The sequence below is a fragment of the Paraburkholderia sp. HC6.4b genome (assembly GCF_014200875.1).
In the GTDB taxonomy this organism is placed as follows: domain Bacteria; phylum Pseudomonadota; class Gammaproteobacteria; order Burkholderiales; family Burkholderiaceae; genus Paraburkholderia; species Paraburkholderia tuberum.
Genome location: NZ_JACHDC010000017.1, coordinates 39966 through 65806, shown reverse-complemented (window position 1 = coordinate 65806; position 25841 = coordinate 39966). Strand labels below are relative to the sequence as shown.

Here is a 25841-nt window from a genome sequence, read left to right as displayed (position 1 = left end):
ATTACTGGGCGCACGGATCGCCGACAACCGGCAGCTCTTGCATTCTGTAAAAGCTCCCGTCGTTGTCATCGGATCGAGTGGATAACGTTGAAGCAACGAACCGCGGCTTCATCAGGCTGCGATTTCGTCGTTGTCGAGCGATTGCGAAGATGTAGATGGCGATTGCACGGGTTTCTGGTTGACCCGTTGGGCAAATGACTGCTGCTGGGCAGGTTGCATGCCGGTCTTCAGCACATCAAGGTAGTCAGCGTACCACTGGATCATCGCGCGACGTTGCACCAGATACTTGGCGTGGTTGTAGTCGCCGGCAATGCCTTCCTCTAGATAAGCTAGTTGCGTTTCGACGTGATCCTTTATCCAGCCGTGCTCGCGAAGAAGGGTGCTCGCGGTATGGCGTGTGCCGTGACCGACCATACGGCCCTTGTAGCCAATCTTCGAAAACACGAGGTTGATGGTGTTCTCGCTGATGACTTCGTGCTTCGTGCCGATGCCGGGAAAGACGTACTGGTGACGGCCCGTCAGCTCCATGAGCTCGCGCAGTGCCTTGACTAGTTGCGATGGAAGCGGAGTGACGTGGCTGCGCCGCATTTTCATTTTTTCAGCGGAGATCGTCCACAGGGCGCCGTCGAGATCGATCTCGGTCCATTCGGCATAGCGGACCATACCCGGCCGGCTTGCCGTCCAGATTGTCATCCAGACCGCGACGTATGCGATGAGGCGGCTCTTTGATTTTTCAAGCGCCCGCAGGAAGTCGGGCAGCTCCGGTTCGAGCAGGTGAGGATAAGGCTTAGCCTTTGGGGCGGCCTTCGCAATGACCTTGAGTTCCGACGCCGGGTTGAATTCGCACTTGCCGCGTGCGATGGCCTGACTGAAGATTTCGCGTAACCACCCGCGGGCCTTTTTCGAGACGTTGAGTGCGTCGCGCTTTTCGAAGCGTTCCTGGACGCGGGCGCAGTCAGCACGCGTGATGTTTGCCAGCTTGATCGAACCGAGCTCCGGCAGGATGTCCTTGTCGAGGTACGTCCGAATCTTGTCGAGCGTTGACGCCGACCGACCCGCATCCTGTTTGCTCTTGTACCAGAGTTCAGCGGCTGCCCTGAACGTGCCGTCGTCGCTGGTATCCGCCCGCTGCCGGTCTATCCGTCGTTTTGCGCGAGGATCGGCACCGTCGGCGACGAGTGTCCGGTAGGCCGCTGCCTGCTGCCTCGCTTTCTGAAGCGTGACGTCGGGGTAGCGTCCCAACGAGATGCGCGGTTGCTTGCCGTGCAGGCGGTAACGGAAGTGCCAGAATTTGTTGCCCTCGGGCGTGACCCAAAGGACGAGACCGTCGCCATCGGCCACACCGTAAGGCTTTGGCTGGGGACGGGCTGCTTCGACTTCGCGGACTGTGAGCGGCATGGTGAGTACATTGAGCGATCTCGAACTTTCAATGTACTCAAAAACGTACTCATCTGCACGTGGCTTGCCGTATCCCGGCTTGGACGGCAATAAACAAAAAACCCCGCAAATTCAATGATTTACGGGGTCTTCTGGACTTCTCTGTACTACGCTAAACAGCCTTGTGGTGCCCAGGAGAGGACTCGAACCTCCACGGTGTTGCCACCGCTAGGACCTGAACCTAGTGCGTCTACCAATTCCGCCACCTGGGCACGTCTTCAAGCTAGACCGCTATTTTAGCAAGATGATTAAGTTTGTCAATTCCTGCTTCAAACAAACTTGCTTTTCTCGTCCGCTCGGTTGAACGCGCAGCGAAGTAATGCAATCGCTACTGAACCACCGTCCTGCTGATCCGGCAATCGAAACACAAACAACGATTTCGACTACCAGGCCTTACAAAAAAAGAGAGCCGCCAAAAGGCGGCTCTACTTTTGAATCTGGTGCCAGGAGAGGACTCGAATGTGAAGTTCAAGTGCTTGATTTTAAATTAAAAAAATTGTTGATTTATGGCGTATATACGCACCTGTATACGCAAAAATGTTGGATCCCACAGGACGCTATTCCGTGCCGGATGGCTCCGCACGCCGCGACGGCGAACAGACTCTTCAGCTCGGGGAGATTTGTTCCTTTCATGGGGTGCAGGTGGTCGGAGGTTCAAATCCTCTCGCCCCGACCAATAGATATAAGGCTCTCATGGCTTCGGCTGTGAGAGCCTTTTTCGTTTGGGGCGATTTTGCCCCCACGTTTGCCCCCACAGGACGGACGGCTCTCGCGGGAACAAAGCGGAATTTTGGGTCGCGTCGAGGGGCCGGCCGCGTTCGCTGCTCACGAGATTGAGACTCGTATATCAATGCGCGAACTGTGCTCGCGACAACCTGTTTACTGGTAACGCAGCCCCATTTCTGACGGCTTGGGGGCTGCCAGCGGTCCAACTGTAGGGCGGCGGAGCAGCAGTTCATTCGCTTAGGAAAACCAGGAATGCGCGTTGGATACTAGTACGGCCTATCGATAACAGCCTGGGGGAATCTCTATGAGCGGATGCGATTGCAGCTTATGCGTCGAAAAGGACACTGCAAGGTGGTGGATCGCTGCTCAGATCGAAACATCGATTAGGCTCCTATAGGTTTATCACTCCGCAGAGCGCAGCGCTGTTCGATCACTCCCTCTCCGCCAGAAACGGCGGCAAACCCCGCAGAGTCTGGGCCTAACCGCATTTTGTTTTTGCGCGATCCACACAACGACATCAAGTCATAGCCGGATTCTGGCGGACCTTCTTGTATGTCGGTCCAATGCATGGACCGAACTTATGTCCGGTCGCCGACAAGACGTTGATGACGTGTGCTTTATTAGCCACCATCGTCAACTCCAACGCAGCGACGATGCCGTACAACTCGCCCTTAATGTTGACGTCGACCATGCGATCGCACTCCCCTACGTGCAAGCGGTCAAGCGTCGAGCGAGCGAGGCGTGAGTTTCGTATAGTTGAGCATGACATCGACGCGGGCATGCGTCTTGATGGCGTGGTCCACGAGGTGTTAAGCCTAGTGGTGGTGGGGTTGTCGTCCCTCAACCTCACGGAGTGGCTTGTCTTTAGTCTTCGTCGTACTGCGCGATCCCGGCCAACGGTTGCGCAGAGGATGCGGGCGGCATTTCTCGTCGCATGGAATTCAACGCCAAGGCGCCCGCCGTTGAGCAAGTGACCGACGCCACACCCGCCAAGAATCCTGGCCCAATTCCCGCATGTCCGGTCAGCAAGCCAAGAAGCGGCTTGTCACGCCAAGCGTCGTGTCGAAGAACGAGGTGGACGCACCATCGCAGCGCCATTGCTCGCGGCGGCGCGCCACGCACGGCCTCGACGCCGAAACCCGCATAGACGAGTGCATAGCTGATCGCCGTCAATGCCGCCGTGCGATGGCGATTGAAAGCAAGTATCGGCACGGAGTTGCGGCGACAGACTGAAATCGACACCAGAAGGATTTCGCAAGGAATGAAAGGTACCTGCAACCCAGAGATCAAAAGACAGGAGACGGAAGTGCACAAAAGAATTGCTGGATGCATGCTGGGTGTCTTGCTGCCATGCGTAGCGCACGCTCAGTCGAGCGTCACGCTTTACGGCGTTGCTGACGTGTTTTACGGTTACTTCAAGAACTCCGCCACAAGCGTGAGCAGCCTCAATTCGGGCGGACTGGGCGGATCACGATGGGGCATTCGCGCCAAGGAGGATCTTGGCGGCGGCGTGACTGCAATTGCAGTTCTTGAAAGCGGCTTCAACATTAACAATGGAACGCTCGGGCAGGGCGGTCGGGAGTTTGGCCGCCAGGCGTATGTCGGCATCGACAGCCAGTGGGGAACGCTCATCGGGGGGCGCTTGCAGACGGCAGGCTACGTATGGGGCACGACGTTCGACCCGATCTTGATGTCTGCAGGATCGGTCCTGGGGTCAATGACCGGCGAGGAACCGCGACCGTGGATCTTCAACCCGCTGCAGGATCCCGCCCGCCAGGACAATGCGCTGCAATACAGCTCGCCCACTTGGCATGGCCTCAGCGCGACCCTGGGCTACTCGTTTGGCTCAAACCAGGGCGCCGCCACGAATACGAAGTATCAGATCGGCACGCTGTGGTATACGAATGGCGGTCTGGTCGCCAGCTACGGACTGGGCCGCAGTCTCACCGTGGCGCCAGGTGGCGACGCCAATACACTGGAACATGCGTTTGGCGTCAAATACCGGTTCGACTGGCTTTCCCTCTACGGCACGTATCAGTTGCGGCGAAACAATCCTGGATTTACCGACAAGGCATGGCAAGCGGGCTTCACGGTTCCGACAGGGGCCGTGGGTATGTTCGGCTTTGCGTACGGCGGGCTGAGCGACGAGAACCAGGTCCTCTCGCAAAACTGGAGCGTGCGCTCATTCGCAGTCAGCTATACCTATTATCTATCGAAGACCACTTCGCTCTATGGCTTCTATAAGAAGCTCTGGAATCGCGGAGTCGCGAAGCAGACAATCTTCCCACCCGGCGGCTTGCCCGCGCCCACCGCGTACGATGAACATGTGTCCGCTATCGGCATCGGCATGCAGATGCGGTTCTGAACCTTGTTGGGAAATGCGGAAATCGTCATCGGGCATTCGGCTATAGCCGTGCCCTCGAGAGCCCGGGCGACCTCGACATCAATGCGATGCGCAACTGCATTGGTGCATCGCTTGCGGTCATGCGCAGTGGGCGATCAAGCTTCGTTGACGAGCGAGGCTTGATGTACTCCCGCCTCGTGGCACCACGGTCCTCGGCCGGTAATAAATAAATGTAGCGCCCCCGGGCGGCCCAATCAGGAAGGGCTCGGACGCCTTGCGCCGTCGACAATCAGGATATAATTTCGGATTGAATACAACTCTTGGGCGGTCATCGTGACAATTACAGAACTTGATGGGGTCGACTTCCCGTCCCAGATCGCGTCGGAGATGCGCAAACTGATCAATCGCGGAACACTCGCGCCGGGCTTGCAACTTCGCCAGTCCGATCTGGCCGAACGTTTTGGCATCAGTCGCGTGCCAGTGCGCGAAGCGCTCAAGCTTCTGGCAGCTGAGGGCATCATCGAACACGACCCGAATCGTGGGTTTTTCGTGGCACCCTTGTCCAGTGACGAGGCACGTCAACTCTATCGGATGCGCCATCTGCTTGAATCCGAGTTGCTCGCCACCATTGTCTGGCCCAACCCGCCCCAGTTGAAGAGCCTCAAGGCGATGGTGGCCGAGCTCAACCAGTTACTGGCAAGCGGCTCGCGCGACGCCTGGATTGAGCGCCACCGGGCGTTTCACGACGCGATCTTCGATCTGTCAGAAAACAAGATCCTAAAGCGTGAAGCTTTGCGGCTGATGCGCCTGACCGATCGGTATCGCTCGTTGGCGGCGGACATCACGCGCCAAGGTACGCACCTCGACGCGCGAATCGAGGAACAGCTTCTCAAGGCATTGTCGGCGAAAGATCGCAAACTGCTCCTGAGCACCTACGACAAGGGCCGCGCCATCGTGCTCCAAGGCTTGATGGCGGTTTTGGCTGCGCGCGGCGTTTAGGAATGTTCATTAAGGGGCCGCCGGGATCAGGCTGGTCCGCGGCGCGCCCGTTTCGCTGCTTCTAGAACCGCAACTGCATTCCGGCAGCGGGGACCGACTGGATCTTGCCCGCCGCCGCGGTGCCAATTTCGGCAGGGTAAGCGCCGTTCGTAGGTAAGCGGTAAGCCATGGGCGTTATAGATCTCGCGTAGAGGCGATCGCACAATGCTCTTCGTTCAATTCGATCAGGAGCAGGCGATGACGGCATCAGCTAGAGAAGAGCAATCGGAAACGGGATGTTCTGCTGGACCGAACTCGGTGCCAGGCAGATCGGTATCGCGCAAAGCCTCCTCGTGACGTGCAAGCTACACGACATCGATCCCTACGATTATCTGGTCGACGTGCTGCAGCGCGTGGGCCAGCATCCGGCATCGCGCGTGCATGAACTCACGCCGCGGATGTGGAAATCGCTCTTCGCCGGCAATCCGCTGCGCTCGCCCTTGCATCAGATCGCCTGACATCGCAAGGACGTCGGTGAATTGCCGATTACGTTCGTACGCTGAAACACACCGGCCAGGTGGACTGCAGTGGTTTTTGGATAGCGCGTGGGTGAGCTGGACCGCCGCTTGGTTGATTGCGACATTCTTCAAAAAGGCATTGTCGTTCCGAATCGGTGTGGGCTGCACCAAGATTCCATGCCGGGGCGAAGTCAGCTTGACCGCATTGGACATGCGCTTGCCGCTCACACGGTCCCAGTTGATCGCCCCAGGCCCGTGGGCACGCCGTTGTTGATGATGGGCGGGTACGGGCCGACTGCGGCCACCGCGCCGATCTGCGCGGGACCCGCGACACAGAGCAGGTCGGCGCCGTAGCTTCCGGTGCGAAAGTTCAGCATGCCTCGTGCTGCTCCCGTTGCGGGATCAATGCCGCCGATCAGAAAGTAGTCGAAGGCAAAATCATTCTGTCGCCCCAACCGGAAAAAGCCCAGCCCTGTCTGGCGCATCCCGACCGAAGCGGAGTTTTCGAATAGCGCCCCGCGCGACTGCGGGTCAAGGTTGCCGGTGCTCAGGCTGATCAGGGAGTCCAGGCTGAAATTGGCGCTGAGCCCACCGCCGAGGTCCTCGTGCCGCGAAAGAAGAACTTCGTCGGAAAGATCGCAGAGTCCTGCATCTGGATCAGGCGAGAGCCATTCGCATCCCGATAGCCCGCGATGCTCTCGTCCAGAAATCCGCCGATGGTAGACGAGCCTGAGCGTCGGGTGACCGGGGCGAGGCCGGCGTAGGCGGCGAGATGCGCAGCTGAAGCGAAGGCTTTGTGGGCGACTTCCGCGAGGAGTCTGGCGGCGGTCCTGACGCCCACTCCCGGCATGCTGGTCAGGACCGGCCAAACAGGGTGCGCGTGCACCAGGCGTTCAACTTCGCTGGCAACCTCGTCGCGTTGTTTGCGCAAAGACGCGAGCTGCTGGGCCAGACGCGGCATGACGATGGTTGCTGCCTGCGTACCAGGTACGATCACAGCCTGTTCGCTGAGCGCCTGAACGATTTCGGCAGCAAGGCTTTTGCTCATGCGAGGTGCAAGTTTGGTGAGGCGGTTGGCGAGTGTTTTCTCGCTGGTCGCGGCAAGCTCGGCGGGCGATGGGTACCGCGCAAGCAGATCGAGCACGGCCGGATGGTCGAGGCGCGGCCTCAGAACCCGTTCCAGTGCGGGATGGATCTGGGTAAGCAGGCCGCGAATGCGATTGCTGGTCTATGTGATCTGCGCGGCGAGATCGCCATCGACGCCGCATAGCATGGTGAGTTCGGCAAGTTGCTCATCAGCCACTCGACGCGAGCGCAGCGTATGCGGCATCGAGCGCGCGGCTTCTGCAATGATGGCGGCATCGCGGGCGTCGGTCTTGGCTTCGCCTGCATGCAGATCGGCGATGCGGCGCATGGCCAGACCCGGCAGATAGGCGACCAGGACGCCTTCATCACGGGCGACTGCCACGGGCAACGCGCCAATCGTGGCGGGGCTGGTCGACGACGAACAGAAGTTGGTCATACGTCTTGAGCTCGGTGATCAGGGCACGCAGTTTGGCCTCATCGTTGGGCAGCACTTTGTTGTACAGGTGCTTTCCGGTCCGATCGAGAGCGACGGCGTGATGGCGGCCATTGCCGACATCGACGCCGACGAATACGTCGACTGGAGTCATGTTGTTAGTTTTCTTGCATCGAAGGCGTTGCAGGTCTCGGTATCCACGTTACGGACGGCCTCAAGATATCCTGACCGAGCCCCTATTAGCGATCACCAGCCACCCACCAGACCCGGTGACAACACCCCCGGATCATGACTGCGACTGGTGGCGGGAAAAGCAAATCTGATTGCTTCCCTCGAAACGCGGTCTCTAAGCGCGCTCGGACGTGAAAAGCCGGGCGGGGAAACCCTCACCCAGGACGTGACGTTGAACATGCGGCCTCGGTCGTTCAGACGCCGTATGAGTTGAAGCACGTTCTCGAACCATCTCGGGTATACCCGCCAATCGCAACCCTTGTGTCTCGTGGTCATGTCGCATAATATGGTGAATACTGAATTAAATAATATTTGGCAGGTTTTACAGTCAGCCGATAGCGCAGTTTGCGTCACACCAAGCGCTGGAGTAGCGCTGGCTGTCACGGTAAATGCAAATGCTGTGGCCGGATGGCCGCGCAAATCGATCGCGAGCATTTAGATTAGGAGACTTGAATGAATTGCGCCAACGCATCACCCTGGAAGTACGTCGTCATGTGGTTGCGGCTCTGCTTCCGGAGTTCATCTTTTCTACTCGGGGATCGATACATCCTGAGCGGTTAGGTGCCGGAAATCCCCGGTATCGGCGGAGCTTACGTTGCGGCGGCCACAACAATTCATATGTATTCAGCGGTCAAGTAAATGGAGTTCTTTTACGGGCTGATGCTCTTGACGAACCGGGGCGTACTGCTCGCGCTAATCCGCGAGATGCCAACCACCGTAACGATCTTCTGGCTCAACACGTACATTGTCGCCACGCCGCGCCAGCTCTTTACCGGGCCGCAGGAATTGTTTATGAACGGCGTGCTCCTGCTGGCCTACAGCGGATACATGGCGGCGGTGTTTCGACTCAAACTCGAACCGATGTGGCTTTGGGACGGCTGGAAAAGGTCTTTCCGGAGCGAACCCAACAGTTCAACAGCGAAACGTGCGCTGTCATCACCACATCAAGGCGACGCATAACCGTTGAGGCTGATATGAAGAAGGATACCTGGATAGCAGCAGGAATCTGTTTTTTGCTCACCGTGGCGGCGTATATTGGCTCGACGGGTTTGGGGTATGCCGATTACCGTCCGCTGCGCAATTTCGACTACTTCGGGTTGGGTGTGGCTTAGCTGGTCTTTGTTGCAAACCTCATACGTGACCAGCGATCGGTAAGCGCATAGAGGTATGACCCGGGGCTGATGCAGTAGCAGGCGGCTCAAGATGATGCGGCACCGACACGATACGGTTTGCCGACGACGTGGATCCGGGTCTTTTGGTTGGTCGCTCGACACGATCACCTCGACGGGCGATCATCCGCCTTTCCGTCCGTCAATTCTTGGTTCAGAGAATGTGGAAATAGCACGCTTGTCGATGGTTTGCGCTGGAGCACTGGCATACGCATCGCACGGGCACCCAACATCGGCACAGTGCATCGACAGGCGCCTTTTCGCGGGACAGAGAGGATAAAGTGATGAAGACCGGAGAGCAATCTTTACGTTTCGTAGTTGAAAAGTGGCTCGGGTTGCAACCTCCAGAGAGCGCAAGGGTGACGGCACTGGGCCGTCCGCGCTCGGGCAAAGGGCGTTTCGTGTGCGTCGAGACCGTACACGGCAGCGAAAGACTCGCACTGTTTTTCTTTCGGCACGACGACGGATGCTGGAAGGTCTTTCCTCCTGCTGCGGCGTTGCCAGAGATGGCTTTGGAGCGTCTGTTTGGGTAGCCTAAATCGGGCCTGTCAGTAATTTCGTGTTCGAGGCATACAACCCCGCGTACAAGCAGGAAATTATCAAAATTCCTGCTGTACGCATAATCGAGGCAGGGCCGGTCGTCGAGGACCGTAATACAGCGGCCGCGAAGTAGGGCTCTTGTCAGCTTGGCGGGCACAGACTGACCTGTGTCGCTCAAGAGTAGTTATCCTTATCAAATAATTTTCTCGACTGCGGCAGAGACAGTCCAAGCATGCCATGCGGCGAAGCGTTCTCTGAGTACGGCACGATGACAGGCCGCGGTCATCCGATGTCCGGGCGACGCGAAGTGCTGCCCGATCGGGCCGAAGCATGAGAGAAATGTCTGCGTGCGACGGGATCGCGAAAGCCGCACATCTGGCGTTCGCGCCTGCGGGTCGGCTGGTGGCTGTTCTCGGCGCGGTTGTTCACGCATGCAGCTGCTTCGACGAAAACGTGCTTCACATGAGCGAGCTCGGGAATCTCAGCCTTCGCCGCCGGATAGCTGCGAAGCTGGTCGGTAACGATCCGGCGCCGCGCCGGGTTTGAACGCAGCAGGCGCTTGAAGAAGCGCTTTGCCGCGGCCTTGTTGCGCCGCTTTTGCACCAGCACATCGAGATCGGCGCCATGCTCGTCCACTGCACGCCACAACAGATACGGCTCGCCGCGCAGCGTCACGAACAGCTCGTCCAGATGCCAGGTGCTGCCCGGCTTGCGCCGCGCCGCTTTCGCGCACTGGGCGAATCGAGCGCCGAACTTGTCGCACCAGCAACGGATCGTTTCATACGTGACCACGACACCACGCTCGAGCATCAACTCCTCGATGTCGCGCAAGCTCAGGCTGAACCGGCAATACCAGCGAACCGCGCAACTGATGATGACCGCAGGGAATCGGTGGCCGTGATAAGGTGATTTCGTCTCTTTCATCACTTCATTCTACCGCCGCCTCCCCACCAACCTGACAGTGCCCTTCATGGTCATCCGGCAGGCGATGGGTGTCGCCAGGAGTCGGCGCGAAATGGCTGCGAAGATGTTGCGTGAGTTCGTTGAGGACATGAAACGAAACGGTTTCGTCGCGCAAGCGCTTGAACGCCACCGTATTGCAGGTGCCTCTGTCGCGCCGCTCGAGTAAATAGCAGGGAAGGGTGTAGAAGCGCGGTCCGCTGGATGACCGTTGCGTGACGCCACTGCGGCTCGGGTGACCGTAGACGGTCACGGCTGAAGGTGAGCTGCCGTCGGCCGTCGGCCGTCGCCGTCACGTTGCCATTCGAGATGGTTACTTTCCTTTTTGGGGTGCCGCCTCTTACCACGGGCAATCAGTGTCGAAGATGAATCGAACACTTCCGACCGCATCGCCTACATGCGCGAAGCTACGTGTTGCTTGTCAAAAGGTTCTAAATAAGGATTACGTTCCGAACGCAACAGAATGCGCAGCTATGGCATTGGTAGACCACGTAGTGATTGAAGCTCCGCAGACTTTCCAGATTATTTACGCGGTAACTAAGTTTAATTTGAGCGGGTGTTCTGTGCGTTGGTACTGCTCAATCGGTTCGGAACGGGCTTGAGGTAGGAGGCCGATGCGTGATGGCATGCAGTTACCGACGATTCGTAACCATGCCCGGGCGCGGTTCTCCGACTTTGATCGTGTAAGGAAGATCGCTTAGGGTCATTGCTCGAGCGGCGTCAACTGGCCGAGCGCGCTGCGGTCAATAAGCTGTTCGGCGTACACCGTGGATGCGCGTCGCGCATCTCCCGCGTTTGCGAATGAATGCTTCTCCGGTACATGAAACGGCGCGCAGCACGATCCGGTGCTGTCGGATGCACGCTTCGATGGTATCGCCGACTTTTTCGGCGAGCGGCAGCAGTACTCCATAGTCGAAGCGCAAGCGCAATTGCCTCTGCCTGTACCCAAGAGCGACGCTGTATACGCGTCGCTGATCAAGCGGGCGGTGAAGCTCGCAAAGAGAGCAGAACTGCGCTCGGGGTTCCAGGGTTACCTCGGCCCGGCCGACTGACACGCGCTCGCATGGCATGCATCGGCACCTCTGGCCTATGCTTCCGCTGCTCGCGCTCGCGATGGCCATGCAGGACGAGACAATCGCGAGCTTCGGCGGCCAGTCTATCTGGACGATCGACGTCATCGCCAACATCGTCAAATGCGCGGACGCGATGATAGCGATCATCTGGGTGGGGAAGGCGGACGGGCAGCGGACGGCCTTTTGCTACGATCCCGACGTGGGCCAGGCAGCACGACTTTTATGCACGTCGACCGGACACGCATGGCTCATGACGATGACCGATGAACAGGCGGCCGCGCTGGTCTTGAAACAGGGCTTCGGACAGCCGAATGAATTCGGACCCAATGCGCCGACGACGCTCAGGGCGCTGCTCGGTTTTCTGCACGCTGCACGGGTCCGTGGCTATGCGATGATCGACGAGGTGTTCGCGCCGCGCATGTCGGCGGTTACCACGCCCGTGCGGCTCGCGCTGCGTTGGCGTCATCAGCCCGGCCGGTCCGAGAGGACGGCTGACCGTGGGAAAAATACACGAGTATTCGGTACTGCTGGGCGAGGCGGCCAATGAGCTAGTCCAGTTGAGCAACCTGGCGGGGTTCCCAAGTCGGCCGCCGCTCGGCAAGGGATGAGAAAATCGGGGCTTACGCCGTCCAGCCGACGGGGCTTGCGCCCTTTGGTCGAACCGCTATCTCCGGCACGCCGTGACCGGAGTCGCGTGACACATCAGAAGCCGGGACTTTAATCGGCAAGCGCCTTCGCGCGGAAGCCGACCACTACGCAGGTCGCTGGCTTTACTGGGGAGCTTGCGGAATGTGTACCGAGAGTGACCACCCGCCTCGTATCGGAATGATCCGTTGCAGCTTGAGGCAGTCAAACTGCCAGACAAACGCATCGAATGTGCTCTGGTGATCGAGGAGGATCTGGTGCAAATAGGTAGTGGATAGTGGGTCCGTTATGCCTTGAGATATGGATGCCTTATCAATTGAAAATGACGGCATTCCAGACGGAGGGGCAGTGATGTCCTCAAGCGCAAGAGCGGACAGGTCAAACTGCCCCTTGCGAATGCGATGCATCAACTCGATGCCTGAAATCGTAGTCTGGGCATTTATGAACCTCTTGAGACCGCGCATCACATTCGCCCTGGACTTGATGTGACGATGGTCTTGTTCGATCAGGTTATTGAGGTACTTCGAGGAGCGCACCTTCGTATCCTTGGAAGCAGTCCATAGGACTTCATCTCACGCCCAGCCCGGTGCGACGCTGCATACCCATATGGCGTGGCCGTCTCCCGTGGTCGCCCTGATGCTTGACTGCCTTGGTGAAAAAGGCCTTAGCTGCTGCGACATCGCGCGGCATCACAGCACAAGGTCGTGATACGTGCGCAAGGTTATAACGCGCAACTCAATAGTCGCGAACCGCCACCATTGAATGGCAAATTGCGCCAGTTGGGGAAGCCAAGGGTTTTCACCAGAATATGGCTCATTGACATTGTAGGCCGCTATAAATACTATTTTGACTGAGGACAACGAATTCTATTGTGCCTGCTTTTAGGTGAGCGCTTCCAGTGGAAGACATTGGCATGCGCGCCCTGCGTTCCGCCACGTATCTTCGTGACACGCGGCTCTTCGCGGTCCGCGGGGTCACGGCTGCGAGCGCGCTTCTTCTTCTTTTGTCACCGGGTCATGGTGGCGGGGCAATTACGACGGCCGAAAACGTGGCTTTGCTCGGGAGGATGATACTGAAAGGCATTTCGATCGCAGGCATACAGCTTGGCGAATATCCTCTGTCGACCCATATCTATCCAACACGTTCCGGGGATCCGGTGTGGGATAAATGGTGACTCTTTCCCATGTCGGTGCGATTAGCGCGGTATCGACCGCCGGATTGGCAGTCAAGACGTCGGTTGCTGCTTACGTTTCCGTCGGGGCGGCGGTTGCGATCGGCATTATTGGTGCGCATTAGGTGGTATCAGGATGCATTAGAAAAGCGTTATCGAGATCATGCGAATCCGAAGCCGAACATGATGCTGAAGGCTGATCCGCGGACTCTCACGGAGTGACGGATTAGAAGGTGATTGATGGCCGTAGGAAGTCGGAAGACGGTGTGGTCAAGCTCATGGCTACTAGGGGTGGTCGACAACTGGGCCGACGCCGGCCCCTTTCTCTATTTGGTCGGTGCCTACGGGCAACTGGCACCGCCCCAGGCGCTCGCCATTCAAGAATTGCTTCGGGCGTCCCGCCGGGTCCCGACGTCGCATTGGATGCTGCACATTTCCAGGAGGGCAACGGACCAGCGTAACAAATTGACGTACTCGCGTTTCTAATTCAATAGCAGTCGGTTTCAGAGACCACATATAACAATCAGGAGAATGTATGAAACACCAGGGGACGTGGAGGAAACACCGGTGGGCCGCGGTGCCGCTTGCATGTGCATCAGTTTGCATGAGCGTTACGGCCGCCCGTGCGCAAAGTAGCGTCATGCTTGGGGGATTTCTTGACGAAGGTGTCGCCACCTATCGTGATTCAGGTGGGGCCCGTTTGTATCAAATGCAGGATTCCGCCATCTTTCCCACCAAGTTTTTCTTCCGCGGGAGCGAGGACATGGGAGGGGGCCTGCGCGCAAACTTCAGCCTCGACTCGATGATCAGCCTGAGCACAGGGGGACTTGATCCGCAGTCCCGCGGCGCGATGTTCGAGAACTCGTCGTGGGTCGGACTCAGTCAAGCAGGGATTGGCAGCTTCCGCCTCGGGCGCCAAAACGACTTCGCCTTCGACTACTACCTGATCGGTGGTATCGATCCGGCAACGGGCATCGCTGGCGGTATGCTCAACTTCCGGACCGGTAGCTTCGGTGCCGACCTGCTCGGCGTTTCAGGGCCGGCGCAGATTGCTGGCGCCGTCTCGGGCGGCCCGTTCGCGCCTATCACGACGAACGGCCAAATTTCTGGATTAGCGGCCATCAACTGGGATCGTGTCGGCGGCAAGCGGATGGCGAATGCCATCAAGGTTGTGTCGGAGGAATATGCCGGGCTGTCGGCTGGCGTCATGTATAGCTTCGGCGGCACAGCGGGCGACTTCAACAACGGGGCCGGAAAAAGCGCGGCGATCAGCTTCCGGAATGGTGAAACGCGTGCTGCTGTTGTTTACACTGAGCAGAACTATGCGCCGGTCAACAATGGACATAGTGGCATCGCCAACCTGCTCGCCGGAGCAAGGACGAAGTTCGGCCATTTCACTGTCTCAGGGATGTATAGCGACGCGCGCAACACCCATACGGGGGCCAAGATTTACGCCCTGGCTGGTGGCGTCGGATATGACTTCTCACCGGCTTGGAACCTCGGCGGCGCTTATACCTACGAAAATGGTAACGCGTTGCTGAAGAACGTGGTGATCAACCAGGCCGCGTTGCAGTTGACGTACACGTTGTCGAGACGCACCGCGGTCTATGCCGCCGGCGTATATCAACGCACCAACGGCGCATACGCTGCAGAAATCGGGAACATCGTGGCAAGCGGCAATATCCAGACTGTTTTCCAGCTTGGCATGATGCATCGATTCTGATGCTTCATTGAGGAACGGCAGCGATGATCATGTTTTCGTCATCGCTGTCGTGGCCTTCTTGGGTTATGCACCGGGGGCCGCAAATACTGCCATCCGTCCGTTCCAAGCGGTCGCCAAGGTTAGCGCGGCGCAATTCGAACTCAGTGCCAGCGTGCCTCGATTGATCAGTTTTGCCTTTCCGCTGCGATTTGGGTAGGAAAGTCCGCCCCGTCAAGCTCAGAAAGTGCCCCAATTTCCCCTCGTCCGAAGTAATGATAATATTCACATTTGAATGCTATAATAAAGTCCAACGTCTTCGGAAACGTTCGACCCGCGGATGAGAGCAATTCGGTGCGCCGGGCAAGCAGTAGCAGCGCAGGAGCGAATGATCAACCATAGTACGAGGTGGTTTTAGGACGTATAGAGCACGCCCAACCACTGGTTCCGACCACCTTTGCAGGAAAAGCAGCAAGAAATGAAGAGCGAGGAGGGGCTACACCTAGGTTATGAGGCGGAAGTCCCGGCTTTAAGTTGGCTCACCCGTATTGTTGAGATTGACAAAGCGATCTCCGAGTCTGCTGATCAACATTTGAAGTCATCGCTTGGGATTTCGTTTGCACAGGCGAAGGTCGTCGCATGCCTGGCTGGGCACCAATTCATGACGCAGGTTCAACTCGCGCACCGGCTGCATTTCGATATGGGGGCGCTATCCAGAATCATTCCGCGTCTCATGGATGCTGGAGTTGTAATGAGGTCTCGGCATCCAAACGACTGTCGCTGCTGGTGTGTTCAGCTTACGGGAAGCGGAGTTGCGATGGCTGCGAACATTACAGCCATTCTCGGCGCAGCTGACAATAAATTGATTGGCCTCTTAACCGAGGATGAAGCCGATATTTTTATTGCGTTGCTTAAGCGCCTGCTTGCTAATTCCCCAGCCCACGGCTCAATCGATGTCTCGAGATTTGCCGTGAAGGGCAGTCCAAGACCCTCCAGCGTCGTTGGCGCACCGGCGTGAACGGCAACCTCCCTTCTCCGCCCTAAAACGTGGCCAGCGGATGATCTAATCCAGCGCGTCTTTGCGTTGGCCTTTATCCACGACGTCTTCTCGCGCGCGTGTCCGGTGATCGTCGCGGCCGCGAGCAACGGTCTGAACAAACGCCAGCATTGCGCGCCATGCACGGCTTTCACCCAGTCGACGCGACTGTCCGGATGCCGCATGCGCGGCACGCTGGTCCTGCTCGAGTTCAGAGTTTCCAGTGCGCACGCGTACAGGGCGGTTATCGATCTTGCGGGGCGCGGCTATAACGCATCGGGCCAGATTACACAATTAACGTTGTCACCTATCCATACTCATAGGGCTCATGCCGAAATACAAAGTATACAATTAATGTAGGCAATAAAACATGTTCCTGCTTCTTTGCAATCTCAAAATACGCAACCGGCTGTTTGTAAGTTTCGCAATCGTTATCGTGCTGCTATGCAGTGCCGCGGGATTTGCGCTCTTCCAGGCGCATCAGATTCAATCACATCTAATGGACATCAAACAGAATTGGATGGAGTCAGTCAAAACGATTGCGGATCTTCGTCTGGCGCTCAGTACAGATCGTCGTTCCACGCTGGGTCTTGTCTTGTCTGATACCAAGAATGCCAAAGATACCAATGCTGCGATTCGAGCCGAAGCCTTGAATCAGCTGAGAAAGAGTGTCGATCGCTATGAGAAACACGCGCGCCCGGGCGAGGATCGTCAGTATTTCGAGAACGATAAGAAAGCAATCGCTGCGTACGCGATGATCAACAAAGAACTCTACACGCTTGCAATGTCTGATAATCCGGATCTTGCTACCGAGCGTGTGCTCGCCAACACCAAGATCTTTGCTGTTTTCAAATCCACGGAGGAGACGCTCACCGCCCATATGGACTTCATTCAGAAGCAGGCAGATCAGGCTGCGGAAAAGGCCATTCATGACTATGATGTGGCCTTGATGCTGACGTTCACCGTAATATGTATCGCTATCGTTGCTACGGTATATGTCTGCAACACGGTTGCGACGTCGATCGTCTTCCCGTTGAATGACGCCGTAAAGATTGCTGAGGCAGTTGCGTCAGGGGATTTGACGTCAGAAGTCAGGGTACATTCCGATACTGAACTTGGCCAATTGATGCGCGCGCTTCGCAGCATGAATGAGAGTCTCGTGGATATCGTAAAGCAGGTCCGGTCCGGCAGTGAGGCGGTATTGACCGGCGCATCCGAAATCGCCGCGGGGAACGAGAATCTGAGCCAGCGCACCGAGGAACAGGCGGCGTCTCTCGAGCAGACGGTAGCTTCGATCCAGCAGTTGACGGCGACGGTGCAGAACAACGCGGCGAATGCCAAACAAGGCCTCAAACTCGCACAGACTACGTCCGATCTGGCAAACAGCGGTGGAGAGGTCATGAAACACGTTGTGACCACCATGAGCGGCATTGCCGATCAATCGAGGAAAGTCGCCGACATCATTGCGACTATCGAGGGCATCGCTTTTCAGACCAATATCCTAGCCCTTAACGCGGCGGTCGAAGCCGCACGTGCTGGCAACGAAGGCCGTGGCTTCGCCGTCGTGGCCCAGGAAGTCCGCACGCTGGCTCAACGCTCGGCAACGGCGGCCAAAGAGATCAAGGAATTGGTCAGCAATTCGGTCACCCGCGTTGTCCAAGGATCTCAACTGGTGAACGATGCCGGGTCCAAAATCAACGACGTGGTGAGTGAGTTCACCCGGGTCTCGACTCTGATGGAGGAGATCACCCACGCATCCGATGACGGCCACCGCGGCATCATGGAGATAAATAAGGCGATCGGCGAAATCGATACAGTGACCCAGCACAACGCAGCCTTGGTCGAAGAGGCCGCTGCTGCAGCCCGTGGCGTTCATGCAGAAGCAGAGCGCCTACAGACACTGGTTACTAACTTCAAGATCGCACGCGCCATCTAAATCAGAGTCTCCAGGCACAAAAAAAGCCATCGATGAGGGATGGTTTCCTTGATATCGACGAAGACTGCGGTACTGCGGACAACTTATTGCAACAGAACCGAGAAAAAGCCTTCGATGTTAATTAACTGCATCCCAAAAGTTCGACACGGATCCAACCTTTGGGGTGTCTTTCATGGCGAAGTACGATAAGCGGTTCAAACTGAAGTTAAGCAACACGCATTTGCGCGGGGGGAGTTGGGCGGCCAGTATTGGCAGCCCGCCACGAGATCGGCTACTCGATGTTGCGTCGCTGGGTTGATGCCTATCGTTTGCACGGCGACGCAACGCTATGCCCTAAGCGCAGTCGATACGACGTTCACTTCGCGGGCCGAAGGTGCTCAGGCTCACGTCGCGTGAGGGGCTTTCCCTGCGCGAAGTCACGGCTCTGTAGGACATCCACGATCCTGCCAGGGTCTCGCAATGGGTGCGCCTATATGATGAGGGCGCTGCAGATGCTCTGATGCCCCGCCGACGATGGCGTCCAAAAAATGCCCAAGACCCGGCGTGACCTGCCTGTTGAAGAGAAAGCTGCCGATACGCGATCACGCGAAGAACAACTCAGGGAACTCGTGTATCTGCGGATGGAGGCGGCGTATCTGAAAAAGCTCGATGCGCTGTCCAGGGGAAAAAACCAAACAGCACAAAAGAAAAACACGCAAATCGTGAAGGGCTGCGGACTCGGCATCCGCTTGCCGCACTACTGAAAATCGCGGGACTGGGCGGTGAGCGCGTATCACCGCACGGATAATGCTGACAACGCCATGAAGCCACCATGAATGCCAACATCGTGTCCAGCGGCAAGGTACCGTGGGGCCGAACACCTCCTGTACACGACGTTCCAATCAAATGAGCGTAAGGGGGCACAGATTGCGGCCCTCCTTTCGTTTTTAGGCCCCTCTAGCGGCCAGTACCCTCACCAGTCCTTCCAAAACCACTGAACGCCCTTGATCATAGGCTGCAAGCAGATGAACTCTGTCCCGACTTTCCAGTGCCTGCACCAATCGCGCTTCGATATCTGCCCGGCGATGTTCCGGACTTGCCGAGACATCCGCGGCCAGCGCACGATAGCGATCCGACAAACGCATCAAACGCAGGATTTCTAGCTTGATCACCTTGTGTGGAGACAGTTCGAAAATCGTGTCGTGGAAAGCACGGTGCTTTTCGATCCAGCCATCGCGATTACCCGCCGCCAGCAACTCCGTGAGATCTGTAAGCATTCGCTTGAGCAGCGTCAGCTGCTCGGGCGTAGGCCACTCGATCGTGCTCAGCAGTTCTGCCTCAAGCCGTTGACGCATCCGATATAGTTGTCGGGCCTCATCACTTGACAACTGTGCGACAAAGAATCCACGATTCGGATCGTGCTCAATGATGCCTTCTACCGCCAAGAGCTTCAGTGCTTCCCGGATCGGAACGCGGCTGATCCCGAATCGATCAGCAAGTTCCGACTGCCGCAGTTGGAGGCCCGGTGCTAACACCCCTCGATTAATCAGCTTGCGCGTCTCTGCGGCCACGTGAGCCGGAAAATCAACGGTGTCCGTTTCGCGAAGTGCGGTGACCATCTACTCCCCACCAAAACGAAATACATTTTGGTCTTATATATCAAGATTCGAACTTCCGAGTATCTCTCGTTGGCAAAATGAAGAAAAGCCCTTTTCTGTTCAGGATTCCGACAGCAGATCACTCACGGTGCCGTTTTTTTTCGTTTATTCCCGGGCCGCAAGCACTATCATCAACCCGTCAAGAACCACCGTTCGCCCTTTCTCATAAGTTGAGAGCAGCAATTCCCGGTCTTTGCTTTCCAAAGCGTTCACGAGTTTTGCTTCGATATTAGCGTTACGATTTTGCGGATGCGCTGAAATATCGGCAGCCAGCGCCCGATAACGATCGGTGAGTCGCAACAATCGTAGGACTTCCCGTTTAATCACTTTATTAGGCGAGAGGTTGAAAATCTTATCGTGAAGTGTGCGGTGTAATTCGATCCACCCCTCACGATTACCGGCTTGAATCAATTCTTCAAGCCGGGACAGTAAGCCCTTGAATTCCCTGATCTGCGCGGATGTGGGCCATTCAACCGTCATGAGCAACTCTGCTTCGAGGAGTTGGCGCATCCAATACAACTGTCGGGCCTCACCGCTCGACAACTGAGCGACGAAAAATCCACGATTCGGATCGTGTTCGATGATGCCTTCCGCCGCCAGTAGTTTCAATGCCTCACGCACCGGCACACGGCTGATGCCGAAACGTTCCGCGAGGTCCGACTGTCGTAGTTGAAAGCCGGGCGCGAGCGTTCCCCTATTGATCAGTTTTCGCGTCTCTGACGCCACCTGAGCTGGAAAGTCAATGCCATCCACTTCCGGGACGGTAGCGATAGGAGTTCGGCCTGGTGTCGGAATCGCATTCATTTTAGTATTATATCTGAGAATCTTCGCCTGACAACGTTGTCAGGCGATTCGGTGATCGACCGTTAGAAGGTCTTATAAACTCCCGGCCAGGAAAAGCGCAGAGCCTGGCCAACGGAGATAATCGGGTGAGGAATGGTACTTCTGCGCGCCGTATAGCTGACGTTGATGAACGAGAACGCGCCACAGCGTCGCTATGCCCCGCGCGAGATGTTCAACACTCCTTGCTGGGTTGTGGGCTGGTGCATCGTGACGCTTGTTGCTTGCCCAATGACTTTCGAGCGTGGGAGTCGTCGAACAGCAGACGCAGCGCTGGGTTGAGGAGGCTGTCTCGATGCGATAGACAATGACCTGTGTTCGATCGTCCGGGTCGCGCAGGAGCGCAGTGGTAAATCGAGCGCGGTCTTTGTGGACGGTCGACCTACGCGAGAGCGCCACGTGCGGGTCACGACGGCTACAAACGAAAATGCGGCGGCGAGGTCCACGCGAACGCAGCTTTGCTGGCTCAACTGCGTCCGCTGGCTGAGCCAGACGCGCAGTCATTTATACCCTGGAATTGGCTTGCGCAAAAAACTTGGTTACCACCGCCCGCAAATTCGCCACGCTGCACTGTCAATGTGGAGAAGCGTGAAGGACTTTATGTCCGCATAGATGAAAGTACGTCTGTTCAGAGACATTTCGGCCAGTGCCAGATGTAGCAGTCGAGGCCCCAAACAGAAACTTCCCCGTTCGTCCTGCGCCACCGATCCGGTGCTGCGTAGGCTACAAATGTATCGGTAGGCTGGTACTGCGCGACATGTTCAAGTGTGTCGAAATCTCCTGCTGGCGAAGTGCGAAACATTCTTCCACGGCACCGGTGGCGCATGCGTGATCCGAATGCCAAACGCCGCCAAGATCACGCTTTCATTGCAACCTGGTCACGCAAAAGCCAGCTCATTACGACCTTGGGTTTAAGCGTCTTATCCAGCTTCGCCATGAAAAACCCCAAGGGTCGGATTTATCTCCAATTCTTGGGGTTCAGTGCAACGATAGGGGTTTTCTATGTTGCACCGTGGTTTCAGATCAGTACACGAAGCCGGGCATCACTTCGCTCGCAGTGGGAACATCCTTGATCTCGGGGATACGCGCCGAACCAAAGACCACCAGGGGACGCATCTGACCTTTCTTGATGTACGGGGCTGCGACATCGTACGGAACCGGGATCACCTGCACCTTCGCTTTCATCAAACCGTCGATTTCCTCTGCGGTGTCCTTGTACGATAACTTGACCATGCGAACACCGTTACGCTTTTGCAATGTGGTCATCGCGGTCAGGTCGCGCGTACCGTCAGCCGTCGTACCGAAGGTGTAGCAATCCGGATTATCTTTCAGGCGACTAATCAGATCCGCGTAGTCCTTGATGTCGGTTCCGGACACGCCTTTGCCGATTTCAGCGACCAGAACAACACCCGTGGGCGCACCAACCGGGGCTGCCGCTGCCGGCTTAGCCGCAGGTGCAGCAATAGGTGCAGGTGCCGGTTTGGCAGGTGTACTCGCGAGGGCGACGCCCGAGATCAGTGCGCCCGCTGCGAGGACTGCCGAGAGGAAGAGTTTCCGGTTCAGTTTCAAGATCAATTGTCTCCAAGTATTCTAAAGGATGCCTGAAAGGCGGCTAACAATAATGCATTTTGTGATCAACAAAATCGCATCATATCTTGCGTGCGGAATAATGCGGGCCGTACCTCCATCTGAAATTTTTGGATTAGTCGGACCCCCAGTTGGAGATCCACAGTAAATCATGGAAATCGACGGCTCTATTCGCCTGAAATTCGCCGTAAGAGCCTTGGGAATACAGCAGCGGCGTCGTTGCGTCGCCATTAATGGCAGTGCCTTCGACATGCCCAAAAATCACGGCGTGGGTACCAATCTCAATGATGCGTTCGACGCTGCAATCGAAATTGACCATAGTATTGGCCAAAGCCGGAGCCCCCGTCTTAATACGATTCCACGTCCCTGCCTGAAACTTTTCTTGCGGCGAAATGGGTCGCGAGAACCGCTGCGCCAATTCCCGCTCACTGCGCGCCAGAACGTTGACGACGAAGTTGCCAGTGGCCTGCACGTGCGCCAGAGACGAGTTTGCACGATTGATACAGACCAGCAGAATAGGAGGCGCTGCACTAACAGACGTCACAGCGGTTGCGGTCATGCCGGCAAGCGGTCCGTCCGTGTCCGAACCGGTAGTGATCAAACATACGTGCCCGGTCAAACAGCGCATGGCGCGTTTGAATTCGGATTCTTCTATGCTCACCTCACCCTCCAATCAAAAAACCAGACGGAGAAAATGGAGGGGTGGCGTTTTTTCGGGGCGCCACCCATGCTATAGACGCGAGTCTCAGCCGGTTTACTGATCCCAACCGAAGATACTGAGCGTGCTCTCGCCCGCTTCCATTCGCTTCATCTGCTGTGCTTCTGCTGCTTCGCGTGCTTCGGATGCAATGATCACCTCGGCGATTCGCTCACGCGGGATGCACACGACGCCGTCTTCATCACCAACGATCAGGTCACCTGCATTTATAGTGACATCGTCGAATCGAATCGGGGCGTTGATCCAACCTCTGGCGCCGAAATCTTTTCCTGTGCCACGGATACAAAGACCGCGAGCGAAAACGGGAAACCCGATCTCGGACAGCAGTCGCTGATCACGAACACAGCCGTTAATGACGAGACCGGCAAGCCCCCGAACCTTTGCGGCCGTTGACATGATCTCGCCCCAGTACCCGTGTTCATATGCTTCGCTTACGGAGACGACCAGGACATCACCTGGTTGTGCTCCGTAAATCGCACGGTGAAGCCAAAGGTTATCGCCACCGGGCGAATGGACGGTCACAGCTGGGCCGCAAATCTTGAAGCCGGGCGCGACAGGCTTAATTTCATAAGGCAGGACGCCGATCTTTCCGGCAGCCTCGTGAAGCGTTGCTGCCGGCAATTTCGCGGCGGCGTCAAGCAAATTGACGTCCGGTCGCTCGATAGCGAGACGCGTGGTCTCATGACGATTGAAAACCGGGCCCGTCATGCCTCTTCTCCAGTCCGACGCGTTTGCAGTTGATGGTACTTGAACTGTTTGCGAGCCTCGTCTAGCCGCATACCCGTTGCCACAGACCGTCGGATTGCATTTTCCGCGGCATCGATTTCTTCAGCAGCAGCAAGCACGCGTTCTTCGTGTTCCTTCGGAATCGAGATCACGCCGTCCGCGTCACCGCGCAGCAGATCGCCCGGAGCAACGCGCACGTTACCGATATTCACCGGAACGTTGGTGGCTTCGACCTGCACGCGATCCTTGCCCGTGCGCATCCAGTTATCCTTGGAGAAAACCGGGTAACCGAGCGACAGGCACAGGTGTACGTCACGATTTATGCCGTCGATTACGGTACCAGCGATACCACGGCGATGAGCGATCTCGGTCAGGATGTCGCCCCATACCGTTGCGTCTTCGCGACCACCGTTGTCGAGGACGATGACCGAACCCGGCGGAACGTCGTCGATGAAGTCACCCACGGTGCCTGCGGGCGAAGCGGCGGGGCCGTAGAGAATCGTGAATGCCCGACCGGCCATTCGGAACGACGAATCACGCGGCTTGATCTTGTAGCACTGACCGTTCAGGCCCAATCGGTCCAGTGCGTCGCTCAGGGTCGCCGTTTCGAGTTTCGCTGCGCGGGCAACATTCTTGTCTTGTTCGATTTCGGACATGGTTAATCCTTAAGCATAAATTCGTAGTTGCCACCCATGACTTCATGGATCGGCGTGTCCGCCAGTAGTGCCTTCGCCATCAAGGCTTCGCGTGCGACGATCGATTCAGCAGTCTCGACCACCCTGGCGATGTTTGCCTTGCTGATGAAAATCACGGCGCTGCTGTCGGCGATCACGTAGTCGCCGGCTTCCACTGCGGCCCCGAAGACTTCAATGGGGACGTTCACGCCCTTTTCGACGATACGGCCACGAGCGGTGAGCGCCGTGAACTTGTTTGTGAACACCGGCAGGCCCATCTCGCGGGATTCGTCGATATCGCGAACCGGACCGTCAGCGATCACGCCCGCGATACCGCGAACCTTGGCACCCAGCGACAGGATGCCGCCCCACGAACCGGCTTCAATACCGGTGCGCTGCTCGACAACGATCACATCGTCGGAGTTGCCGAGTTCGATCGCGGTGGTGCCCAGATGACGCGGCGGGCCGGGAGGCGGATCACCAACACCGAGTTTCATCGTGATAACGCGACCTGCGATGCGCTTCGTGCCTGAGGCTTGGGCGACGCCGCTCACGACGCCGGACAAGCCGAGTTTATCGAGTGCGTCCGAGACTGCGCAGCAGTCCAGCCGACGAAGGCGGTGGATCAATTCGTCTTTGGTTGCCATATATTTGATGTTTCCTTATTCGGACTGCGGCTTCCAGTACACAAAGCCCATGGCGTTGCCGGTACCGGCTTCGCTGCGATAGCAGGGCACATAGTCGACCACCGTCATGTCGAAGGCGAGTTCATCCATCATGCCGGCGACGGGAATCCAGTTCTTGATTTCCGATGTACCCGCCTGGAAGATTTCTTCGCCCAACGCGAATACCGGCGTGAGGTCGTGGTTCTTCATCGCGTCGAGAATCAGATTGTCGACGCGCTCGTCAATGACGAAGTGCGTCAGACCACCGGAAGCGATGACAGCTACACGTGCGTCCGAATCCCACGATTCGATGGCGCGAGCAATCGATGCACCGAAAGCGTGGCAGCGTGCGACTGTCGGTTGATTCGGCGGATAGAACGTATTGACAAACACCGGCACGGTCGGAACGACCTGGTCTTTCATCAGCTGGCGGAACACGAAGCCGTATGCATGCGGCGTTTCCGTTTCTGACAAGCGGCCAAGAGCGGCCACGTCAAAGTTGTCGGCGATCGCGTTCTTGATAATGTGCTTTGCAAGCTCTGGAACGCCTTCATGCGTGGCAGTTTCCGGCTTGTAACCCGGCATCGAATGGCGCACGCCCGGAGGCATTTGCATCAATTTATCGTGACTGATCATGTTGTTCACGATCGTCGGGCCGTGCATGACGCCGAATGCGGGAATGCAATCAGTGGTGAAAATTTCCATCTGATCGTTGCCGACAATGACAACGACGTCAGCTTTGGCCTCAGCCAGCACCCGCGCCATTTCCTCGATAGCCGCCCGGCACTGGGCATGGCGCTCCTTCCACTTCTCCGGCGTGATCTGATCCGCGAGGTTCTCGCTACGGCGATATTCAACGAGTTCATCGAAGGCCCATTCGCGGCCTTCGAAATCATGCTTGCTCAGTCGATCATCAGGTACGCGAGCGCCCCAGGTCTCCGGTGGAGTGATGAGCATGGGGCCATGCGAAGTTCCCATTCCCAATACGATTTTTGCCATGATTTCGAGTCCT

22 protein-coding genes, 1 tRNA gene and 5 pseudogenes are annotated in these 25841 nt (G+C 57.1%); 13 read left to right on the top strand and 15 right to left on the bottom strand.

Annotated elements, in window-relative coordinates; genetic code table 11:
- Nucleotides 1-111 precede the first annotated feature (111 nt).
- The 3 genes from HDG34_RS24620 to HDG34_RS24610 form a co-directional block, all read right to left on the bottom strand.
- Nucleotides 112-1398 carry an integrase arm-type DNA-binding domain-containing protein gene (locus HDG34_RS24620; RefSeq protein ID WP_184062868.1) on the bottom strand — a complete coding sequence of 429 codons (1287 nt, stop codon included), beginning with the start codon at nucleotides 1396-1398 and terminating at the stop codon, nucleotides 112-114.
- Between the two features lie 164 nt (nucleotides 1399-1562).
- Nucleotides 1563-1649: transfer RNA gene (locus tag HDG34_RS24615), tRNA-Leu, on the bottom strand.
- Nucleotides 1650-2680: 1031 nt separating this feature from the next.
- On the bottom strand, nucleotides 2681-2854 hold the full coding sequence (locus HDG34_RS24610; protein ID WP_184062866.1) for a hypothetical protein: 174 nt from the start codon (nucleotides 2852-2854) through the stop codon (nucleotides 2681-2683).
- A 570-nt stretch (nucleotides 2855-3424) separates the two neighbouring features.
- Here HDG34_RS24610 and HDG34_RS24605 point away from each other — a divergent pair.
- The 3 genes and pseudogenes from HDG34_RS24605 to HDG34_RS24595 all read left to right on the top strand — a co-directional run.
- Entirely contained in the window at nucleotides 3425-4528 is a 1104-nt protein-coding gene (locus HDG34_RS24605; RefSeq protein WP_260321316.1) for a porin, read from the top strand.
- 312 nt (nucleotides 4529-4840) lie between these two features.
- A complete protein-coding gene (locus tag HDG34_RS24600) occupies nucleotides 4841-5506 on the top strand; it encodes a GntR family transcriptional regulator (protein WP_184062864.1) in 666 nt (221 codons plus the stop codon).
- 269 nt (nucleotides 5507-5775) lie between these two features.
- Nucleotides 5776-6003, top strand: a pseudogene (locus HDG34_RS24595) (transposase domain-containing protein); the annotation flags it as partial.
- A gap of 224 nt (nucleotides 6004-6227) precedes the next feature.
- On the opposite strand, the gene HDG34_RS39415 reads toward HDG34_RS24595, so the two are convergent.
- Together HDG34_RS39415 and HDG34_RS24585 are read right to left on the bottom strand one after the other, a co-directional pair.
- Entirely contained in the window at nucleotides 6228-6488 is a 261-nt protein-coding gene (locus HDG34_RS39415) for a hypothetical protein (RefSeq protein WP_260321315.1), read from the bottom strand.
- A 227-nt stretch (nucleotides 6489-6715) separates the two neighbouring features.
- Nucleotides 6716-7676 (bottom strand): annotated as a pseudogene (locus HDG34_RS24585) (IS110 family transposase); the annotation flags it as partial.
- A gap of 716 nt (nucleotides 7677-8392) precedes the next feature.
- Between HDG34_RS24585 and HDG34_RS39410 the strand changes: the two are divergent.
- The 3 genes from HDG34_RS39410 (at nucleotide 8393) to HDG34_RS24570 (ending at nucleotide 9455) form a co-directional block, all read left to right on the top strand.
- The gene (locus HDG34_RS39410) at nucleotides 8393-8713 is read left to right on the top strand and encodes a hypothetical protein (protein WP_260321314.1); all 321 of its coding nucleotides are present in this window, start codon (nucleotides 8393-8395) and stop codon (nucleotides 8711-8713) included.
- Between the two features lie 14 nt (nucleotides 8714-8727).
- Nucleotides 8728-8865 carry a hypothetical protein gene (locus tag HDG34_RS24575; protein ID WP_184062862.1) on the top strand — a complete coding sequence of 46 codons (138 nt, stop codon included), beginning with the start codon at nucleotides 8728-8730 and terminating at the stop codon, nucleotides 8863-8865.
- Between the two features lie 341 nt (nucleotides 8866-9206).
- The gene (locus HDG34_RS24570; protein ID WP_184062860.1) at nucleotides 9207-9455 is read left to right on the top strand and encodes a hypothetical protein; all 249 of its coding nucleotides are present in this window, start codon (nucleotides 9207-9209) and stop codon (nucleotides 9453-9455) included.
- A 200-nt stretch (nucleotides 9456-9655) separates the two neighbouring features.
- Here the strand turns inward: HDG34_RS24570 and HDG34_RS24565 are convergent.
- Nucleotides 9656-10386 (bottom strand): annotated as a pseudogene (locus HDG34_RS24565) (IS6 family transposase).
- Nucleotides 10387-10429: 43 nt separating this feature from the next.
- Between HDG34_RS24565 and HDG34_RS24560 the strand changes: the two are divergent.
- From HDG34_RS24560 to HDG34_RS24550, 3 genes and pseudogenes are all read left to right on the top strand, one after another.
- Nucleotides 10430-10591: pseudogene (locus HDG34_RS24560) on the top strand (ABC transporter substrate-binding protein); the annotation flags it as partial.
- A 676-nt stretch (nucleotides 10592-11267) separates the two neighbouring features.
- Nucleotides 11268-11474, top strand: a complete 207-nt coding sequence (locus tag HDG34_RS24555) for a hypothetical protein (RefSeq protein ID WP_184062858.1) — start codon at nucleotides 11268-11270, stop codon at nucleotides 11472-11474.
- Between the two features lie 37 nt (nucleotides 11475-11511).
- Nucleotides 11512-12042 carry a hypothetical protein gene (locus HDG34_RS24550; protein WP_409259533.1) on the top strand — a complete coding sequence of 177 codons (531 nt, stop codon included), beginning with the start codon at nucleotides 11512-11514 and terminating at the stop codon, nucleotides 12040-12042.
- Between the two features lie 478 nt (nucleotides 12043-12520).
- On the opposite strand, the pseudogene HDG34_RS39405 reads toward HDG34_RS24550, so the two are convergent.
- Nucleotides 12521-12673 (bottom strand): annotated as a pseudogene (locus tag HDG34_RS39405) (DDE-type integrase/transposase/recombinase); the annotation flags it as partial.
- 1173 nt (nucleotides 12674-13846) lie between these two features.
- Here HDG34_RS39405 and HDG34_RS24540 point away from each other — a divergent pair.
- The 4 genes from HDG34_RS24540 (at nucleotide 13847) to HDG34_RS24520 (ending at nucleotide 18725) form a co-directional block, all read left to right on the top strand.
- Nucleotides 13847-15034: a porin gene (locus tag HDG34_RS24540; RefSeq protein WP_184062856.1), complete on the top strand. Its 1188-nt coding sequence runs from the start codon at nucleotides 13847-13849 to the stop codon at nucleotides 15032-15034.
- A gap of 454 nt (nucleotides 15035-15488) precedes the next feature.
- Nucleotides 15489-16028: a MarR family winged helix-turn-helix transcriptional regulator gene (locus HDG34_RS24535; RefSeq protein ID WP_184062854.1), complete on the top strand. Its 540-nt coding sequence runs from the start codon at nucleotides 15489-15491 to the stop codon at nucleotides 16026-16028.
- A 388-nt stretch (nucleotides 16029-16416) separates the two neighbouring features.
- Nucleotides 16417-17982, top strand: a complete 1566-nt coding sequence (locus tag HDG34_RS24530) for a methyl-accepting chemotaxis protein (RefSeq protein WP_184062852.1) — start codon at nucleotides 16417-16419, stop codon at nucleotides 17980-17982.
- A gap of 527 nt (nucleotides 17983-18509) precedes the next feature.
- Nucleotides 18510-18725, top strand: coding sequence for a hypothetical protein (locus tag HDG34_RS24520; protein ID WP_184062848.1), 216 nt, complete (start codon nucleotides 18510-18512; stop codon nucleotides 18723-18725).
- Nucleotides 18726-18908: 183 nt separating this feature from the next.
- On the opposite strand, the gene HDG34_RS24515 is transcribed toward HDG34_RS24520, so the two are convergent.
- The 8 genes from HDG34_RS24515 to HDG34_RS24480 all read right to left on the bottom strand — a co-directional run bounded on the left by HDG34_RS24515 (nucleotide 18909) and on the right by HDG34_RS24480 (nucleotide 25828).
- Nucleotides 18909-19580 carry a GntR family transcriptional regulator gene (locus HDG34_RS24515; protein WP_184062846.1) on the bottom strand — a complete coding sequence of 224 codons (672 nt, stop codon included), beginning with the start codon at nucleotides 19578-19580 and terminating at the stop codon, nucleotides 18909-18911.
- Nucleotides 19581-19724: 144 nt separating this feature from the next.
- Entirely contained in the window at nucleotides 19725-20423 is a 699-nt protein-coding gene (locus HDG34_RS24510) for a GntR family transcriptional regulator (RefSeq protein ID WP_184062844.1), read from the bottom strand.
- Between the two features lie 1059 nt (nucleotides 20424-21482).
- Nucleotides 21483-22028 carry a tripartite tricarboxylate transporter substrate-binding protein gene (locus HDG34_RS24505; RefSeq protein WP_184062842.1) on the bottom strand — a complete coding sequence of 182 codons (546 nt, stop codon included), beginning with the start codon at nucleotides 22026-22028 and terminating at the stop codon, nucleotides 21483-21485.
- 133 nt (nucleotides 22029-22161) lie between these two features.
- Nucleotides 22162-22707, bottom strand: coding sequence for a flavin reductase family protein (locus tag HDG34_RS24500; RefSeq protein WP_311734868.1), 546 nt, complete (start codon nucleotides 22705-22707; stop codon nucleotides 22162-22164).
- Between the two features lie 93 nt (nucleotides 22708-22800).
- Complete coding sequence (locus tag HDG34_RS24495; RefSeq protein ID WP_184062839.1) at nucleotides 22801-23472, bottom strand: 4-carboxy-4-hydroxy-2-oxoadipate aldolase/oxaloacetate decarboxylase; 672 nt, start codon at nucleotides 23470-23472, stop codon at nucleotides 22801-22803.
- Nucleotides 23469-24146, bottom strand: coding sequence for an RraA family protein (locus HDG34_RS24490; RefSeq protein WP_184062837.1), 678 nt, complete (start codon nucleotides 24144-24146; stop codon nucleotides 23469-23471). Before HDG34_RS24490 ends, HDG34_RS24495 begins: the two co-directional genes overlap by 4 nt.
- Nucleotides 24147-24148: 2 nt before the next feature.
- Nucleotides 24149-24811: an RraA family protein gene (locus HDG34_RS24485; protein WP_184062835.1), complete on the bottom strand. Its 663-nt coding sequence runs from the start codon at nucleotides 24809-24811 to the stop codon at nucleotides 24149-24151.
- 15 nt (nucleotides 24812-24826) lie between these two features.
- The gene (locus tag HDG34_RS24480) at nucleotides 24827-25828 is read right to left on the bottom strand and encodes a protocatechuate 3,4-dioxygenase (protein WP_184062833.1); all 1002 of its coding nucleotides are present in this window, start codon (nucleotides 25826-25828) and stop codon (nucleotides 24827-24829) included.
- Nucleotides 25829-25841 lie beyond the last annotated feature (13 nt).